This is a genomic window from Mesorhizobium sp. B2-3-15, from assembly GCF_006442875.1.
GTDB classification, from domain to species: domain Bacteria; phylum Pseudomonadota; class Alphaproteobacteria; order Rhizobiales; family Rhizobiaceae; genus Mesorhizobium; species Mesorhizobium australicum.
This window is the reverse complement of the sequence record NZ_VFVO01000001.1, coordinates 334,351-350,800: the sequence shown is the minus strand read 5'-3', so window position 1 is coordinate 350,800 and position 16,450 is coordinate 334,351. Positions and strand designations below refer to the sequence as shown.

The 16,450-nt window shown below is 64.7% G+C and carries 15 protein-coding genes and 1 pseudogene; 12 read left to right on the top strand and 4 right to left on the bottom strand.

Features of this window, described 5'->3' with window-relative positions:
• Nucleotides 1-20: 20 nt before the first annotated feature.
• Nucleotides 21-656 (bottom strand): annotated as a pseudogene (locus tag FJ954_RS01730) (LysE family translocator).
• 128 nt (nucleotides 657-784) lie between these two features.
• Between FJ954_RS01730 and FJ954_RS01725 the strand changes: the two are divergent.
• Nucleotides 785-1,483 carry a YafY family protein gene (locus FJ954_RS01725; RefSeq protein ID WP_140660214.1) on the top strand — a complete coding sequence of 233 codons (699 nt, stop codon included), beginning with the start codon at nucleotides 785-787 and terminating at the stop codon, nucleotides 1,481-1,483.
• Between the two features lie 20 nt (nucleotides 1,484-1,503).
• Here FJ954_RS01725 and FJ954_RS01720 read toward each other — a convergent pair whose 3' ends face one another.
• Nucleotides 1,504-2,613: a Gfo/Idh/MocA family oxidoreductase gene (locus FJ954_RS01720; protein WP_140660213.1), complete on the bottom strand. Its 1,110-nt coding sequence runs from the start codon at nucleotides 2,611-2,613 to the stop codon at nucleotides 1,504-1,506.
• 152 nt (nucleotides 2,614-2,765) lie between these two features.
• On the opposite strand from FJ954_RS01720, the gene FJ954_RS01715 reads away from it, so the two are divergent.
• The 11 genes from FJ954_RS01715 (at nucleotide 2,766) to FJ954_RS01665 (ending at nucleotide 13,746) form a co-directional block, all read left to right on the top strand.
• Complete coding sequence (locus tag FJ954_RS01715) at nucleotides 2,766-3,611, top strand: MurR/RpiR family transcriptional regulator (protein WP_140660212.1); 846 nt, start codon at nucleotides 2,766-2,768, stop codon at nucleotides 3,609-3,611.
• Between the two features lie 158 nt (nucleotides 3,612-3,769).
• Complete coding sequence (gene iolC / locus FJ954_RS01710; protein ID WP_140660211.1) at nucleotides 3,770-5,704, top strand: 5-dehydro-2-deoxygluconokinase; 1,935 nt, start codon at nucleotides 3,770-3,772, stop codon at nucleotides 5,702-5,704.
• Nucleotides 5,705-5,742: 38 nt separating this feature from the next.
• Complete coding sequence (iolD, locus tag FJ954_RS01705; RefSeq protein ID WP_140660210.1) at nucleotides 5,743-7,593, top strand: 3D-(3,5/4)-trihydroxycyclohexane-1,2-dione acylhydrolase (decyclizing); 1,851 nt, start codon at nucleotides 5,743-5,745, stop codon at nucleotides 7,591-7,593.
• 105 nt (nucleotides 7,594-7,698) lie between these two features.
• A complete protein-coding gene (iolE, locus tag FJ954_RS01700; protein ID WP_140615359.1) occupies nucleotides 7,699-8,616 on the top strand; it encodes a myo-inosose-2 dehydratase in 918 nt (305 codons plus the stop codon).
• A gap of 40 nt (nucleotides 8,617-8,656) precedes the next feature.
• On the top strand, nucleotides 8,657-8,869 hold the full coding sequence (locus FJ954_RS01695; protein ID WP_015314553.1) for a DUF3329 domain-containing protein: 213 nt from the start codon (nucleotides 8,657-8,659) through the stop codon (nucleotides 8,867-8,869).
• A gap of 303 nt (nucleotides 8,870-9,172) precedes the next feature.
• The gene (iolB, locus tag FJ954_RS01690; RefSeq protein ID WP_140660209.1) at nucleotides 9,173-9,985 is read left to right on the top strand and encodes a 5-deoxy-glucuronate isomerase; all 813 of its coding nucleotides are present in this window, start codon (nucleotides 9,173-9,175) and stop codon (nucleotides 9,983-9,985) included.
• Nucleotides 9,986-10,137: 152 nt separating this feature from the next.
• Nucleotides 10,138-10,845, top strand: a complete 708-nt coding sequence (locus FJ954_RS01685; protein ID WP_015314551.1) for a DUF1045 domain-containing protein — start codon at nucleotides 10,138-10,140, stop codon at nucleotides 10,843-10,845.
• Between the two features lie 36 nt (nucleotides 10,846-10,881).
• Nucleotides 10,882-12,021, top strand: a complete 1,140-nt coding sequence (locus FJ954_RS01680; protein ID WP_140660208.1) for an alpha-D-ribose 1-methylphosphonate 5-triphosphate diphosphatase — start codon at nucleotides 10,882-10,884, stop codon at nucleotides 12,019-12,021.
• A complete protein-coding gene (phnN, locus tag FJ954_RS01675) occupies nucleotides 12,018-12,647 on the top strand; it encodes a phosphonate metabolism protein/1,5-bisphosphokinase (PRPP-forming) PhnN (RefSeq protein ID WP_015314549.1) in 630 nt (209 codons plus the stop codon). The genes FJ954_RS01680 and phnN overlap by 4 nt, the downstream gene beginning before the upstream one ends.
• Nucleotides 12,648-12,778: 131 nt before the next feature.
• Nucleotides 12,779-13,534, top strand: coding sequence for a COG4280 domain-containing protein (locus tag FJ954_RS01670; RefSeq protein WP_140660207.1), 756 nt, complete (start codon nucleotides 12,779-12,781; stop codon nucleotides 13,532-13,534).
• Complete coding sequence (locus tag FJ954_RS01665) at nucleotides 13,531-13,746, top strand: hypothetical protein (RefSeq protein WP_015314547.1); 216 nt, start codon at nucleotides 13,531-13,533, stop codon at nucleotides 13,744-13,746. The genes FJ954_RS01670 and FJ954_RS01665 overlap by 4 nt, the downstream gene beginning before the upstream one ends.
• Nucleotides 13,747-13,847: 101 nt before the next feature.
• Here FJ954_RS01665 and FJ954_RS01660 read toward each other — a convergent pair whose 3' ends face one another.
• Entirely contained in the window at nucleotides 13,848-14,843 is a 996-nt protein-coding gene (locus FJ954_RS01660; protein WP_015314546.1) for an ABC transporter permease, read from the bottom strand.
• A 12-nt stretch (nucleotides 14,844-14,855) separates the two neighbouring features.
• Nucleotides 14,856-16,400: a sugar ABC transporter ATP-binding protein gene (locus FJ954_RS01655; RefSeq protein WP_015314545.1), complete on the bottom strand. Its 1,545-nt coding sequence runs from the start codon at nucleotides 16,398-16,400 to the stop codon at nucleotides 14,856-14,858.
• Between the last annotated feature and the right edge of the window lie 50 nt (nucleotides 16,401-16,450).

The following is a 16,450-nucleotide window of genomic DNA, read 5'->3' as shown; positions in this document are numbered from 1 at the left end:
GGCGGTTGGGTTCAGCGAGACTATGCCGCCCTCAGCCCCTCCCATGCGGTGAACACGGAGACCGCGAAGAGCAGCAGCCCGGCCGCCCGGCCGGCAAGGATGGTCACCCGTGGATTGGCGATCAGAAGCTTGCGGCTGCGGCCGGCCGATATTGCGAGCCCGCCATAGACCGCGGCCTGCGTCAGCACGGTCAGCAGGCCCATGATCGTCGCCTGCATCCAGATCGGGCCGTAGTCCGGTTTCAGGAACTGCGGATAGACGGCGAGCACGAAGAGGTAGGCCTTCGGGTTGATCAGGCAGGTCACCAAGCCCTGGCGAAACGCCTTCTATGCCGAGCGGCTGCCGGCGGGGCCCTCGTTGCCGACGGTGATGGAGCTGCGCATCAGCGTGATGCCGATGAAGGCCATGTAGGCGGCGCCCGCAAGCAGCAGCGGCTTGAACAGGATCGGCAAGAAATGCACCAGCAGGCCGACGCCGATAGCGCCGTTCAGCGTGTGCACCATGCCGCCGACCATGATGCCGCCGGTCGCGGCAAGACCCCTGTCGCGGCCGCCGGTCAACGCATTGGCAAGCACGAACAGCATGTCCATGCCTGGAACGGCGATGATGCCGAACAGGAGGATAAAGAACAGCCAGAGATTTTCAGCATAGCCCATGTCAGTTGCCTTTTTCCCGCTCGGCCCAGCCTCGGCGGAACCTGTTGATTTTCAAACCGATAGGCAGTCCTATAGGCAGGCCCAACTGACGATGGTGTGTCAGTTGTGATCGGTACCGGGTTAGAAAAATGCGCAAGGCGTCACGCCTGTTCGAGATCATCCAGATCCTGCGGCTGGCGCGGCAGCCGGTGACGGCGGCAATGATCGCCGGGCAACTGGAAGTGACGATCCGCTCGATCTATCGCGACATCGCGGCGCTGCAGGCGATGCGCGTGCCGATCGAGGGTGGCCGTGGCATCGGCTACATCCTGCGCCCCGGCTTCGACTTGCCGCCACTGATGTTTTCGATCGAGGAAATGGAGGCGATCGTCCTGTCGCTGGCGCTGCTCGAGCGCACGGGCGACGACGAGCTCAAGCAGGCGGCCAAGCGCGTCGGCGCCAAGATCGCCGGCGCGGTGCCGTCGCCCTTGCGCCAGACGCTCGACGCCAATGCGTTGCACGCCTGGGGCTTCGCCGCGCCCTCCGCAGGCGCGATCGATCTGGCGCTGGTGCGCCGCGCCATACGCGACGAGGAGAAGCTAGAGCTCTCCTATCGCGACGAGCTTGGTCGCGCTTCCGAGCGCCTCATCCGCCCGATCGCTCTGATCTATTACGCCGAAACCGCCAACATCGTCGCCTGGTGCGAGCTGCGCCAGGCGATCCGCAACTTCCGCAGCGACCGCATCGAGGATTGCCAGCCGACCGGGCTAGGCTTCAAGGGCGAAGGCGATCGCTTGCGGCAGGTCTGGGTCGACGGATGGGAAGTCAATGCAGCGGCCGCCGGCTAAAGCGACCAGCATAGCGAACCCTACCTTACGTCCACCCAGCGCTTCTCCTCGAAGGAGCGCGCCATGGCGTGCACGGTGCGCTCGATCTCCAGTCCTTCGGCGAACTCGATGAGCCGGGCCGGCTTGCCGGCAAGCCGTGTCAGCAATTCATGGCATTCGATGATCTTGAGGTCGTTGAAGCCGAGGCTGTGGCCGGGCGCCGGCACGAAGAGGTCATAGGGCCTGTGCTGCGGCGCCACCAGAATGGTGCGATAGCCCTGTTCGGTGGGTCGGTCGGACGTCAGGTAGAGCTGGAATTCGTTCATCCGCTCCTGGTCGAACAGGATCGACCCCTTGGAGCCGAAGATCTGGATGGCGATGCGGCCCTTGCGGCCCCAGGCCGAGCGGTTGACCTGCAGCGTGCCAGCAATGCCGTTCTCCAGATGCATGAGTACGCTGGCGATGTCGTGGGTCTCCACCGCGCGTCGGCCGCCTGAAGCCAGCTTGCGGTCGGCATAGGGCTTGGCCATGTCGCAGATGACGCTGCCGACGCGGCCGAACAGCGCGGAGACCAGCGACAGCGGATGCACGGCGAAATCGTCGAGCGCGCCATAGCCGGAAGTCGCCTCGTGTTTCCAGAAGAACAGAGCCTCGGGATCGGCCATGAAATCCTCGTCCATCTCGATGCGCAGATGGTTGACCTCGCCGATGATCTTCTCGTCGAGCAGCGCGCCGATGTGGCGGATGGCCGGGCTCTGGATGTAGTTGTAGCCAAGCGCGGCAACCTTGCCTGATTTCTTCGCCGCGGCCGCCATCGCCTCGGCTTCGGCAAAGCTCGGTGCCATCGGTTTTTCGCACCACAGATGCTTGCCGGCTTCGAGGACAGCGATGGCCATTTCCGGATGGAACTGATTGGGGGTTGTCAGCGACACGATATCGACCTCCGGGTCGTTGACGACGGCGCGCCAGTCGCCGGTGGCCTTGGCGAAGCCGAACTCGCCTGCCTTGCGCCTGGCGAGCTCCTCATTGACCTCGCCGAGATGGACGAGCCGTGGCTTGGCCGCATCGGGGAAGACGGCCCCGACGGCGCTCCACGCGATGGCGTGGCATTTGCCCATGAAACCCGTGCCGATAAGACCGACGCCAACCATTTTTCGTTCCTCCGCTGCCATAAAAGCTGAGTGGATGAATTAGTCCATTTTTTCCAGGAATGGAATGTCTGCCTCATTTCTTATGGCGTTCTTGCGCAGGCTCGCTATGATGGGGCAGAGAGGGTGTCCAGACAGGCTTGGGCAGAGGGACGATGGACGAACAGGTACCTCGCGACTTCGAGACGCTGCGTGCCACGATTCTGGACCGGCGCGAGAGCCTGCCCAAGCGCATCGCCCAGATCGCCGCCTACGCGCTCGACAATCCCGACGACATCGCCTTTGGCACTGCCGCCAGCATCGCCGCTTCGGCCGGCGTGCAGCCCTCGACCCTGATCCGTTTTGCCCAGCAACTCGGCTTCGACGGTTTTACCAGCCTGCAGCAGGTGTTCCGGGAACGTCTGCGCGAGCGCAACTCTTCCTATGACGAGCGGCTGCAGGCGCTGCGCGCCAAGGCCGAGGGCGGCGCCGGCCATCGGGCAATCTTCGACGGCTTCATCGCCGCCGCCAGCACCTCGCTCAACGACATTTCCCGCACGCTGGATGATGCGCATCTGGAAGAGGCAATTTCGCTGCTGGCGAAGGCGCAGACCATCTATGTCTTGGCCAAGCGGCGCTCCTATCCGGTGGCCTCCTACATCGCCTATGCGCTAGGCAAGCTGAAGATCCGCAACCAGTTGATCGAATCGGCCGCCGGCCTGAATGCCGAGATGGTCGGCTTCGCCACACCGGCCGACGCCGTCATCGCCATCAGCTTCTCGCCCTACGCGCCGGCCACGATCGAGGAGGCGCGCGCCATTTCCGAGCAGGGCGTGCCGATCGTCGCCATCACCGACAGCTCGTTCTCGCCGCTCGCCCAATTCGCCAGGGTCTGGTTCGAGGTTGCCGAGGCGGATTTCGCCGGCTTCCGTTCGCTGTCGGCGACAATGGCGCTGGCCATGGCGCTGACCGTCGGCGTCGGCGAGAAGCGGCGCGACGCGAGCCGTAAGCGCAAGGCTTGATCAGGCGTCCCATCAAGGCAATTTTAGCCTAGGGAATGCTCATTCCATATTGACTATGGATTGGAATTATTATTTCATATTGCCGGCGCCACGCAGCCGCTCGCGCGTGTTACCCAAAACAATGTTGTCCATGACGACAAGACCGACGGGAGGTTCCAATGAGCGAAGCCGTGGACGCAAGACAGGCGCCGCTCGATGTCATCACCATCGGCCGCGCGTCCGTCGACCTCTATGGCCAGCAGATCGGCTCGCGGCTGGAGGACATCACCTCCTTCGCCAAGTCTGTCGGCGGCTGCCCGGCCAATATTTCGGTCGGTACGGCAAGGCTCGGGCTGCGCTCGGCTCTGCTGACGCGCGTCGGCGACGAGCAGATGGGCCGCTTCATCCGCGAGCAGCTGAAACGCGAAGGCGTCAACACCGACGGTCTGAAGACCGACAAGGAGCGGTTGACCGCTCTGGTTCTGCTTTCGGTCGAGAGCGAAGGCGTTTCGCCGATGATTTTCTACCGATCCGACTGTGCCGACATGGCGCTGGCCGAAGAGGACATCGATGAGGCGTTTATTGCCTCGGCCCGTTCGATCGTCGTCACCGGCACGCATTTTTCCCGCCCCAACAGCGATGCCGCCCAGCGCAAGGCGATCCGCATCATGAAGGCCAGGGGTGGCAAGGTCGTGTTCGATATCGACTATCGCCCGAATTTGTGGGGCCTTGCCGGCCACGCCGAAGGCTTTGAGCGCTATGTCAAATCCGACCGCGTCTCGGCCCAGTTGAAGACGGTGCTGCCCGATTGCGACCTCATCGTCGGCACCGAGGAAGAGATCATGATCGCGTCCGGCGCCGACGACTGCCTGAGCGCGCTGAAGACGATCCGCTCCCTGTCCTCGGCCACCATCGTCCTGAAGCGCGGCGCCATGGGCTGCATCGTCTATGACGGACCGATCAGCGACGATCTCGAGGACGGCGTCGTCGGCAAGGGTTTCCCGATCGAGATCTACAATGTGCTGGGCGCCGGTGACGCCTTCATGTCCGGTCTGCTGCGCGGCTGGCTCGGCGGTGAAAGTCTTGCCACGGCGGCGACCTGGGCCAATGCCTGCGGCGCCTTCGCCGTGTCGCGGCTGCTCTGCGCGCCGGAATATCCGACCTTCGAGGAGCTGCGGTTCTTTCTCGAGAACGGCAGCAAGCATCGCGCGCTGCGCAAGGACGAGGCGATCAATCACATCCATTGGGCGACGACACGCCGGCGCGACATCCCCTCGCTGATGGCGCTCGCCTGCGATCACCGGGTGCAGCTCGAGGATGTGGCGACCAAGACCGGCGCCGATCCGGCACGCATCCGTAATTTCAAGGTGCTGGCGGTCAAGGCAGCGGCCAAGGTCGCGGCCGGCCGCGACGGCTATGGCATGCTGATCGACGAGAAACATGGCCGCGAGGCGATGTTCGAATTCGCTCGCCACCCCTTCGCCTGGCTCGGACGCCCGGTGGAACTGCCGGGCTCGCGGCCGTTGCGCTTCGAATTCTCGCAGGACATCGGCTCGCAGCTTACCGAATGGCCTGTCGACCATTGCATCAAGTGCCTGTGCTTCTATCATCCCGACGATCCAGCGGAACTGAAGGAAGAACAGCAGCAGAAGCTGCGCGCGCTGTTCGAGGCCGCACGCAAAGTTGGCCGCGAACTTCTCATCGAGATCATCGCCGGCAAGCACGGCAAGCTCGACGACACGACGATCCCGCGCGCGCTGGAGGAACTCTATGCGCTCGGCATCAAGCCGGACTGGTGGAAGCTCGAACCGCAGGCGTCGAGCGGCGCCTGGGCCAAGATCGAGGCGGTGATCCTGAAGCACGATCCCTGGTGCCGGGGCATTGTGCTGCTTGGCCTGGAGGCGCCGCAGGACGAGTTGGAGGCCGCTTTTGCCGCCACGGCCAACGCGCCCATCGTCAAGGGCTTTGCCGTCGGGCGCACCATCTTCGTCCACGCAGCCGAACAATGGCTGGCCGGCAGGATGTCGGACGACGAGGCTGTCGCCGACATGGCGTCGCGCTTCGAACAGTTGACCGAAGCGTGGCTTGCCGCGCGCGGCCGCAAGGCGGCATAACAATACGCAACGGCGTAGGGACTGCGGAGGAAAACACCATGAGCCAGACAATCCGCCTGACGATGGCGCAGGCGCTGACCCGCTTCCTGTCCCGCCAGATGGCCGAGGTCGACGGGAAAAAAACGCCGATCTTCGGCGGCGTCTGGGCGATCTTCGGCCACGGCAATGTCGCCGGCATCGGCGAGGCGCTCTACCAGGTGCGCGACGAGTTGCCGACCTTCCGCGCCCACAACGAGCAGGCGATGGCGCATGCGGCGATCGCCTATGGCAAGGCCAATTTCCGCCGCCGCTTCATGGCCGCGACCTCTTCGATCGGTCCCGGCGCGCTGAACATGGTGACCGCGGCGGCCCTTGCCCACGTAAACAGGTTGCCCGTCCTGTTTTTGCCAGGCGACGTCTTTGCCAACCGCATTCCCGATCCCGTGCTGCAGCAGGCCGAGGATTTTTCCGACGGCACGGCGACGGTCAACGACTGCTTCCGCCCCGTGTCGCGCTATTTCGACCGCATCACCCGGCCGGAGCAGATCATCCCGGCGCTGAGCCGGGCCATGCAGGTGCTGACCGATCCGGCCGAATGTGGACCGGTGACTTTGTCGCTTTGCCAGGACGTGCAGGCCGAGGCCTATGACTATCCCGAGAGCTTCTTTGCCGAGCGGCTGTGGCGCCAGCGCCGGCCGCGTCCGGACCGTGACGAAATGGCGGCGGCCGTGGCGGCGCTCAAGGGAGCCAGGAAGCCGCTGATCATCGCCGGCGGCGGCGTGCTCTACTCCCAGGCTTCCGACGAATTGGCCAAGTTCGCCCAAGCCACCGGCATTCCGGTCTGCGAAACGCAAGGCGGCAAGTCCTCGCTGCCGGACGATCACCAGCTCAACATGGCGGCGGTCGGTGTTACCGGCACTTCGGCCGCCAACCGGCTGGCGGAAGAGGCCGACGTCGTGCTGGCCATCGGCACGCGGCTGCAGGATTTCACCACCGGCTCGTGGGCGCTGTTCAAGAATTCCGGCAAGACCATCATCGGGCTCAACGTGCAGCCCTTCGATGCCGGCAAGCACCGGGCGCTGCCGCTGGTCGCGGATGCCTGGGAAGGGCTGGCCGAGTTGGGAACCGCGCTGCAAGGCTGGAAGGCGCCCGCCGCCTGGACCGACAATGCGGCCGCCGGCAAGAAGGCCTGGCAGGCCGATGCGGCCAAGGTGACGGCCTCGACCAACGCTGCTTTCCCCTCGGATGCGCAGGTGATCGGCGCCGTGCAGCGCGCCATGGGCTCAGGCGTGACGCTGCTGCATGCGGCAGGCGGACTTCCCGGCGAACTGCACAAGCTCTGGCAGGCCGGTGCGCCGGGCTCCTACCACGCCGAATATGGCTTCTCGACCATGGGTTACGAGATCGCCGGCGGGCTCGGCACCAAGATGGCCAAGCCCGACGAGGAGGTCGTCGTCATGATCGGCGACGGCTCCTACTTGATGCTCAACTCCGAGATCGCCACCTCGGTGATGCTCGGCCTGAAGCTGACCGTGGTGCTGCTCGACAATAGGGGTTTTGGCTGCATCAACCGGCTGCAGATGGCGACCGGCGGCGCCAACTTCAACAATCTCTTGCAGGACTCGCGCTATGAAATCCTGCCTGACATCGACTTTGCCGCGCATGCGGCGAGCATGGGTGCGATATCAGAGAAAGTGCCGTCGGTTGCCGAGCTGGAAAACGCGCTGCAAAAAGCCAAGAAGAACGACCGCACCACCGTGCTGGTCATCGACACCGATCCGCTGGTTTCGACCGATGCCGGTGGCCATTGGTGGGACGTGGCGGTGCCCGAGGTTTCGGCGCGGCCTCAGGTGAACGCCGCGCGCAAGGCCTATGACGAGAAGCGGCGGATGCAGAGCGTCGGCGATTGACGCCAGCTCCCTTCTCCCCGTCACGATACGGGGAGAAGGTGCCGGCAGGCGGATGAGGGGCGGCGCTAGCGCCAAAAATTGAACTGTCTAATCCGGAGTGACGACTTGAAAGCCAAATTGGGCATGTCCCCCATCGCGTGGTGGAACGACGATCTTGCCGAACTGAGCGATGACGTGTCGCTGGAGGAATGTCTGCGCCAGTCGCGCTCTGCCGGCTTCACCGGCATGGAGATGGGCCGGCGCTTTCCCAACGACCCCGCCATCATGCTGCCGATCCTGAAGGCCGCCGACGTGACGCTGTGCGGCGGCTGGTTTTCCGGCACGCTGGTCGATGAGGAGATGGCTGCCAACAAGGACCGCATCCAGCCGATGATCGACCTGTTCAAGGCAGTCGACGCGCCCTGCATCGTCTATGGCGAGGTCGGCCGCTCGATCCAGGGCGACCGTTCCAAGCCGCTCGCCACCAAGCCGAAGCTCACTGGCGACGAGATGAAGGCCTACGCGCGGCGCCTGACCGAATTCGGCGAATGGTGCGCCGAGCAAGGCATGCCGCTGTCCTATCACCATCACATGGCGGCTGTGGTCGAGACCGAGCCGGAGCTCGATGCCTTCATGCGCCATTCCGGCGAAGGCATCCCACTGCTGCTCGATGCCGGACACCTCGCCTTTGCCGGCGGCGACGTGCTGCGCGCCATCGACAACCACCACAAGCGCATCAGCCACGTCCATGTGAAGGACGTGCGCATGGGCGTGATCGAGAAGCTCGACCGTACGAAGCAGTCCTTCCTCGACGCCGTGTCGCTCGGCGCCTTCACCGTCCCGGGCGACGGTTCGCTCGATTTCGGCGCCATCGTGCAGCGCTTCGCCGACCATGGCTATGAAGGCTGGTTCGTGGTCGAGGCCGAGCAGGACCCGAAGAAGAACCCGCCGCTGAAGATGGCGCAGGTTGGCCACAAGGAGCTGATGCGGGTGATGACATCAGCCGGTTACACGGTGGAGACGCAAGGGTTTCCGAATGCCTGATCGGGTTCTCGCCAGGCCGGGCTTGCTGTAGGCTGGCCAGATGAAAGATTCCGAGCACCCCTTCTTCCGGCCATTGTGGCGGCGTGTCGCCGTCGTCGCGGTCTGCCTCATCTGGTCGGTCATCGAGTTCGCCACCGGCACGCCGTTCTGGGGCGTCATCGCGCTCGGCTTTGCCGGCTACGGCGCCTGGCAATTTTTTTATCTTTATAAGCCGGCCGACGAGACGAAGCCTCCGGCCGATCCGAAGGAATAGGCGGTCCATGGCGCGAGCAGTTTTGTGGATTGGATACTGCGAGCGTAACGGATCGCACACGTCGGCGATTGGCCGAAACGCCCCTCGCTTCGTCATCCTAGGGCGGAGCAAGGAGCGTAGCGACGCGGCGCAGACCCTAGGATCCATGCCATGACTTTGAAGCGTTGTGACGGTGCAGGAATTCCGCTCCGCTGCGCCCTTCGACGTAGGTATCGGCATGGATCCTGGGGTCTTCGCGACGGAGCTTCGCTCCTGCTCCGCCCCAGGATGACGAAGTTGGAAGGCTAGGATAGGAGAGACAAAATGTCGAAACTGCTCGTCAAGGCCGACAAGGGCCATGGCCGCGTCGCCCATGTGACGCCGAAAAGCGCCGGCTGGACCTATGTCGGTTTCGACCTGCATCGGCTGAAGCCGGGCGAAAGCGCCTCGGGAAAGACGGACGACCGCGAAGTCTGCCTGGTGTTCGTGACCGGCAAGGGTACCGCGAAAGCCGGCGGCAAGGATCTCGGCCTGCTCGGCGACCGCATGTCGCCCTTCGATGGCAAGCCGTGGTCGGTCTACGTGCCGCAGGGATCGGACTGGTCGGTAACGGCCGATACCGAGCTGGAACTTGGCGTCTGCTCGGCGCCTGGTCTTGGCGGTGGCCTGCCGGTCCGGGTGATCGGACCGGACGATCTCGGCCAGGAGGTGCGCGGCAAGGGCACCAATACGCGCTACGTCACCAACATCCTGCCGGAAGGCCAGCCGGCCGACTCGTTGCTGGTCGTCGAGGTCATCACGCCCGGCGGTCACACGTCGAGCTACCCGCCGCACAAGCATGACCAGGACAATCTGCCTGCCGAATCCTATCTGGAGGAAACCTACTACCATCGCCTCAACCCGCCGCAGGGCTTTGCCTTCCAGCGCGTCTACACCGATGCCGACAAAAGCGGACATCGTGCGCTGGACGAAGCCATGGCGATCGAGGACGGCGATGTGGTGCTGGTGCCCAAGGGCTATCACCCCTGTGCCGCCTGCCACGGCTATGACCTCTATTATCTCAATGTGATGGCCGGACCGAAGCGGACCTGGAAATTCCACAATGCGCCCGAGCACGAATGGTTGATGAAGGCCTGACCGTCTCGCGTTTCCGGCCGAACTTATTGGTCCAGCTGGGAAAAATCGTCGGCTAAGGACCCTAGGGGTCGATTTGCCTTCTAAAACCCGTCAAAGCTTCGTCAATCCGTCATGGAAATCACCTATGGCAACGGTTCTGACGAGGACTTCCCATGCGTTATGCCATTTATTTCACCCCCCGGCAGGACGAGCCGCTGGCGCGCATCGCCGCCGACTGGCTGGGCCGCGATCCGTTCGGTGCCGCGACCAGGCCGGTTGAGGCCGTTGCCGATCTGTCGGCGGCGGAAGTGGCCTTCCACACCGCCTCGGCACGCCGCTACGGCTTTCACGCGACGCTGAAGGCGCCCTTCCACCTGGCTGCCACGGAGACCGAGACCTCGCTGCGCGCGGCGCTGGATCATTTTGCCGAGGTTACGCCTGTCGTCACGATCCCGCGCCTTATCGTCAGCCAGATCGACAGCTTCTTCGCGCTGGTGCCGGAAGGGCCGCTGCCGCCGCTCAACCGCTTCGCCGACAATGTGGTACGCGATTTCGACCGGTTTCGCGCACCGCTGTCAGAGGCCGAGATCGAGCGGCGCAGCCCGGATTCGCTGAAGCCGGCCGAGTTTCGCAATCTCTGCCAATGGGGCTATCCCTATGTCTTCGAGACCTTCCGCTTCCACATGACCCTGTCCGGCCGGGCCGGCCCACAGGAAAGCCCTCGCCTGCGCGCGGCGATCGACAGCCTGTTCGCCGATGTGTTGCGCCAGCCCGTGCTCGTGGACGCGCTGACATTGTTCGTCGAACCCGAACCCGGCGCGCCATTCATGGTGCTTTCCCAGCACGCGCTCGGACGCCGCCCGGCCCGGAAAACCGCCTGAACGAAACCCGACTGCAAGAACCAAGGACTACCCGCAATGACCGCCGAAACTGTTCTTTCCAACGCCCGCATCGTTCTTGCCGACGAGATCGTCGAAGGCTCACTGGTGCTGCGCGATGGCTTGATCGCCGGCATCGATGCCGGTGCTGCCCGGACCGGCGAGGACATGGGCGGCGACTTTATCATTCCAGGGCTGGTCGAACTCCACACCGACCATCTCGAGGGCCATTATGCGCCGCGGCCGAAAGTGCGCTGGAATCCGATCGCCGCGGTGCTCGCCCATGACGCGCAGGTGGCGACCGCCGGCATCACGACCGTGCTCGATGCCTTGCGCGTCGGCATGGACGAGGACGCCGACCTGACATTGGACGACATTCGCAAGCTGGCCGATGCGATCGAGGACAGCGTCGCGCGGGATCGTCTGCGGGCCGATCACTTCCTGCATCTTCGCTGCGAGGTTTCAGCACCGGATTGCCTCGACGCATTCGCCAATTTCGACGGTGACGAACGGGTCAAGCTGGCGTCGCTGATGGACCATGCGCCAGGCCAGCGCCAGTTCGTCAACCTTGAAACCTATGCCTACTACTACCAGCGCAAGCTGAAACTCTCGGATCGCGATTTCCAGAAATTCTGCGAGAAGCGGATGGCCGAATCGGCACGCAACTCTGGGCCGAACCGCGTCTTCATCGCCGCCGCCTGCCAGGAGCGCGGCATCGTGCTCGCCAGCCACGACGATGCGACGTCGGCTCATGTCGACGAGGCCATCGAGCAGGGCGTGCGGGTCGCCGAGTTCCCGACCACCGAGGAAGCGGCGCGGGCCTCGAAGGCCGCCGGGCTCGGCGTGCTGATGGGCGCGCCCAATGTCATGCGCGGCGCCTCGCATTCGGGCAATGTCTCGGCTCGCACCTTGGCCAGCGATGGCCTGCTCGACATCCTTTCGTCCGACTACATTCCCTTCAGCCTGATCCAGTCGGCCTTCTTCCTCGGCGACATGGTGGAAGGCATTTCGCTGCCGCAGGCCGTCGCCATGGTTTCGAAGAACCCGGCGCAGGCCGTCGGCCTCGACGACCGTGGCGTCATCGAGCAGGGCCGTCGCGCCGATCTGGTGCGCGTGCGCGTCGACGATCATGTTCCGGTCGTACGCACCGTCTGGCGGCAGGGACGCCGGGTGGCATGATGGTGTCGGCCTCGATCGAGCGCGAACTGTCCGCCGAAACCTTTCCGATCCGTCACGGCGTCTTTGTCGCTGTCGTGGGCCCCAGCGGCGCCGGCAAGGACACGGTGATCGGCTATGCCAAGGCGCTCTTTGCCGACGAGACGCAGCTGGAGTTCGTGCGCCGCGTCATCACCAGGCCGAGCGATGCGGCGAGCGAGGACCACGATACGCTGGCCGACGCCGCCTTCGCCGAGGCCGATGCCGACGGCGCTTTCGCCGTCTCCTGGGAAGCGCATGGCCTGCGCTATGGCCTGCCTGCCGATGTCGACTGGTCTGTTTCCAATGGACATGTCGCCGTCGCCAACGTGTCGCGCGCGATCATCCCCACCTTGCGCGAGCGCTATGCCAATCTGGCGATCGTCGAGATCACCGCTTCGCCCGAGGTGCTGGCCGAGCGGCTGGCCATGCGCGGTCGCGAGTCGCGCGGCGAGGTGCTGGCGCGGCTGGCGCGCAGCGCCAATATGAGCTTGTCCGGCCCTGGTGTCACGTCGATCGACAACAGCGGTCCGCGCGAAGTGGCCGGCGAGCGTTTCGCCGAAGTGCTGCGCAAGGCCATGGCGTTTTCCGACATGTCAGGCCTGATCTGATCCGGACTTGTTTCACCCGCCTGCTTGCGCTGTCGCTGGAAATGCTCCGGGCTGCTGGCCGCATAGGGTGATTCTGGATTACGCTCCGGAATTCGCCCCAGGAATCAGGGGCGAGCCAGACAGGAAGCTTCATGCAGACACTGACACCCATTCTCTCGACAGTCACGGCGGCATTTCTCGCCTCCCTGGTCGAGGTCGTCGAAGCTTTCACCATCGTGCTCGCGGTGGGGGTGACACGCAGCTGGCGCCCGGCATTGACCGGCGCCGCGCTGGCGCTGGCGGTGCTGGCGGCCCTGGTGCTGGCCTTCGGCCCGCTGCTGGCGCTGGTCCCGATCACCACCCTGCAGTTCGTCGTCGGGGTGCTGCTCATCCTGTTCGGCATGCGCTGGCTGCGAAAAGCCATCCTGCGCAGCGTCGGCGTCATTGCCCTGCATGACGAGGAAGCGGCCTTCGCCAAGGAAACCGCGGCCCTGCACCGGCAGGCCGCCGACCGGCGCGCCGACTACCTCGCCGGGCTGGCCTCGTTCAAGGCGGTGCTGCTCGAGGGTGTCGAGGTGGTGTTCATCGTCATTGCCGTCGGCGCAGCGCATGGGCAGACATTTTACGCCAGCATGGGTGCGCTGGCGGCTTTCGTCGTGGTGATGCTTGTCGGCCTGGCCGTCCACCGGCCGCTGGCGCGCGTGCCCGAGAATGCGCTCAAATTCGTGGTCGGGCTGATGCTGACCAGCTTTGGCATCTTCTGGACCGGCGAAGGCATCGGCGCCGATTGGCCTGGCGCCGATCTTGCCCTGCTCGCCATCTTCGCCATCGTCGCGCTGGCGGCCTTCGCCATGGTGCGCTGGCTGCGCGGCATCAGTCCAACGGCAGCTGGAGGGGTCGCCCGATGAACGTCCTTCGTCTCGTTGCCAGGGAGGTCTTCGGCATGTTCGTCGATGACGGCAATCTGGCGCTGCTGGCGCTGGTCCTGGTGGCCGCCGTGACCGCGGCGGTGAAGTTGCTCGCGCTGCCGCCGCTGCTTGGCGGTGGGCTGTTGCTGGTCGGCTGCCTTGCCATCCTATTGCAAAGCGTTCGCCGCGCCGCACGCCAGAGCGGCAGGTAATTTCAGCCAAAGCCGCATGGCGGATCACCAGAGGGTGGCCGCGAAAGGCACGCCACCCCGTCAGCGCCCAGCACCGGTAAGCTATTTCTGCCGGGACTGACCTATTCCGCAGCGGCGCCGACCGCGCCCTTGCGGGCGGCATCGACCATCCGCCGGCGCGCCCGGAACACACCCCATTGCTGGTCGACCAGCACGCCGATGAGGATGACGCCACCCATCACCGCGAAGTTGAGGGAGGAAGGAATGCCGAGCAGGTTGACGAGGTTCTGCAGTTCCTGCAGCAGCACCGTGCCGAGGATGACGCCGATCAGCGAGCCCTCGCCGCCGCGCAGAGAGAAGCCGCCAAGCACCGCGGCCGCAATGGCGTAGAGCTCGTAGAACTGGCCGTGGCTGGCCGGCGAGATCGAGCGCGTGTACATGGCGAAATAGATCGCCGACAGCGCGGTAAGCACGCCGCAGATGACGTAAGCCGCCATGACGACGCGGCCGGTGCGAATGCCGGAATATTTCGCCGCTTCCTCGTTCTTGCCGATGGCGTAGAGATAGCGCCCGAACACCGAGCGGTGCAGCACCACCCACATGACGATGGCGATGACGATCAGCGCGAAGAAGGAGTTCGGCACGCCCCAGGAGCGGCCGGCGGTCAGGAATTCGAGATCGGGAAAATTCTGCCCGAAGGCGAAACCGGCGGTGCCGTCGGCGGTGTAGAAGCGCGCGACGCCGCGATAGATCAAAAGCCCGCACAAGGTGACGACGAAGGGCTGCAGCTTGAGCCGCGTGATCAGCCAGCCATGCGCCAGGCCGATGATGGCGCCGAGCACCAGGATGAGCACGAAGGCAACAGGCCATCCCATGCCGCGCACGGCGATGAAGTCGATGAACAGCGTGCCCAGCAACGCGACAACGGAGCCGACGGACAGTTCGATGCCGCCGGTGATGATGACGAAGGCCTGGCCGATGGAGAGAATGCCGAACAGGCCGATCAGGTTCGAGGTGTTGGCGAGGTTGATCGGCAAGAGGAAGCGCGGATTGATGATGGCGACGATCGCCCCGACCACCAGGATCAGGATCAGCAGGCCGAGATCTTTCTTTGTCATCGTCGTCTCCGCTTACGGCCTGTTCGCCGGTTTGCCCACCGCGAGCAAAAGCACGTTTTCCTGGCTGAACTGATCCTTGTCGAGAATGCCCGAGATCTGGCCCTCATGCATGACGGCGATGCGATCGGAGACGCCGATCACCTCTTCCATGTCGGAGGAGATCATCAGCACGGCGACGCCGGCGTCGGCCAGCGCCCGCATCAGCCCGTAGATCTCGGCCTTGGCGCCGATATCGATGCCGCGCGTCGGCTCGTCGAGGATCATCACCTTCGGGTTCATGGCCAGCCATTTGCCGAGCACGACCTTCTGCTGGTTGCCGCCCGACAGCGTGCCGGTGCGCGTCTGCACCGAGGGCGCCTTGATGCCGAGGTTTTTCTTCTGCTTCTCGGCGGTGGCGGTCTCGGCGCTTGCGGAGACCAGCGAGCGCCTGGCATGCGCCGGCAGATTGGGGAGTGAAATATTCTGCGCGATCGATAGGTCGAGCAGGATGCCGGTCAGCTTGCGGTCTTCCGGCACAAGGAAGATGCCTTGCGCGACTGCGTCCGCCGCGCTGGCCAGCGTTAACGGCTTGCCGTTGAGCTCCAGCGTGCCGCCAAGGCTGGCTTCGATGCCGAAGAACACCCGCGCCAGTTCGGTTCGGCCGGAGCCGACAAGGCCGGCAAGGCCGAGGATTTCGCCGCGCCTGACGTCGAGATCGACCGGCCGGCTGGGATAGGTGGGGGTGCGGACGGCCTTGGCCGCAAGCGCAACGGCGCCGGGGGCACGCGCCGCCTCGGAGGCTTTCTCGCGCTCCTTCAGCATGCGGCCGATCATCAGCTTGACCATCTGGTCGTGATTGATGTCGCGCTTGCCGAGCGTCCCGGCCAGCATGCCGTCGCGCAGCACCACGACGCGGTCGGCGACGCGCTCGATCTCGTGCAGGCGGTGCGAGATGAAGATGACGCTGATGCCGTCGGCCTTCAGCGCCTTGATGACGTCGAGCAGCTTGTCGGTCTCGGCCAGCGGCAAGCTCGATGTAGGCTCGTCGAGGATCACCAGGCGCGCCTTGATCGACAGCGCCTTGGCGATCTCGACCATCTGCTGCTGCGCCAGCGACAGATCTGCGACCTGCGTGTCGGCGGAGAAGTTGGCGCCGACGCGCTTCAGCAGCGGCGCCACCATGTCGCGCAGTTTCGCGCGGTCGACCAGTCTCAGCGGTCCGGCGCGCAGCGGCTCGCGGCCGAAGAAGATGTTGGCGGCGACGTCGAGGTTTTCGAAGAGGTTGAGTTCCTGGTGGACGAAGGCGATGCCCGAACCCAGGCTCCCCTCCACGCTCAGGCCTTTGTGGGCGGCGCCGTCGACCGTGATGGCGCCGCTATCGGGCGTGGTAACGCCGCCGAGGATCTTCATCAGCGTCGATTTGCCGGCGCCATTCTCGCCGACCAGGCCGATGACCTCGCCCGGCCTGACCTCCATGGAAAACCCGTCGAGCGCCACGACGCCCGGATAGGTCTTGCGCACGTTCTCGAGGCTGAGAAACGGGGTGGTCGCCGCGATGGATGTGTCGGAATAATTCATCATGCCTGACAGCAGCCGGTGGGCCGAAATGCCCATTCTGCAGACTGACG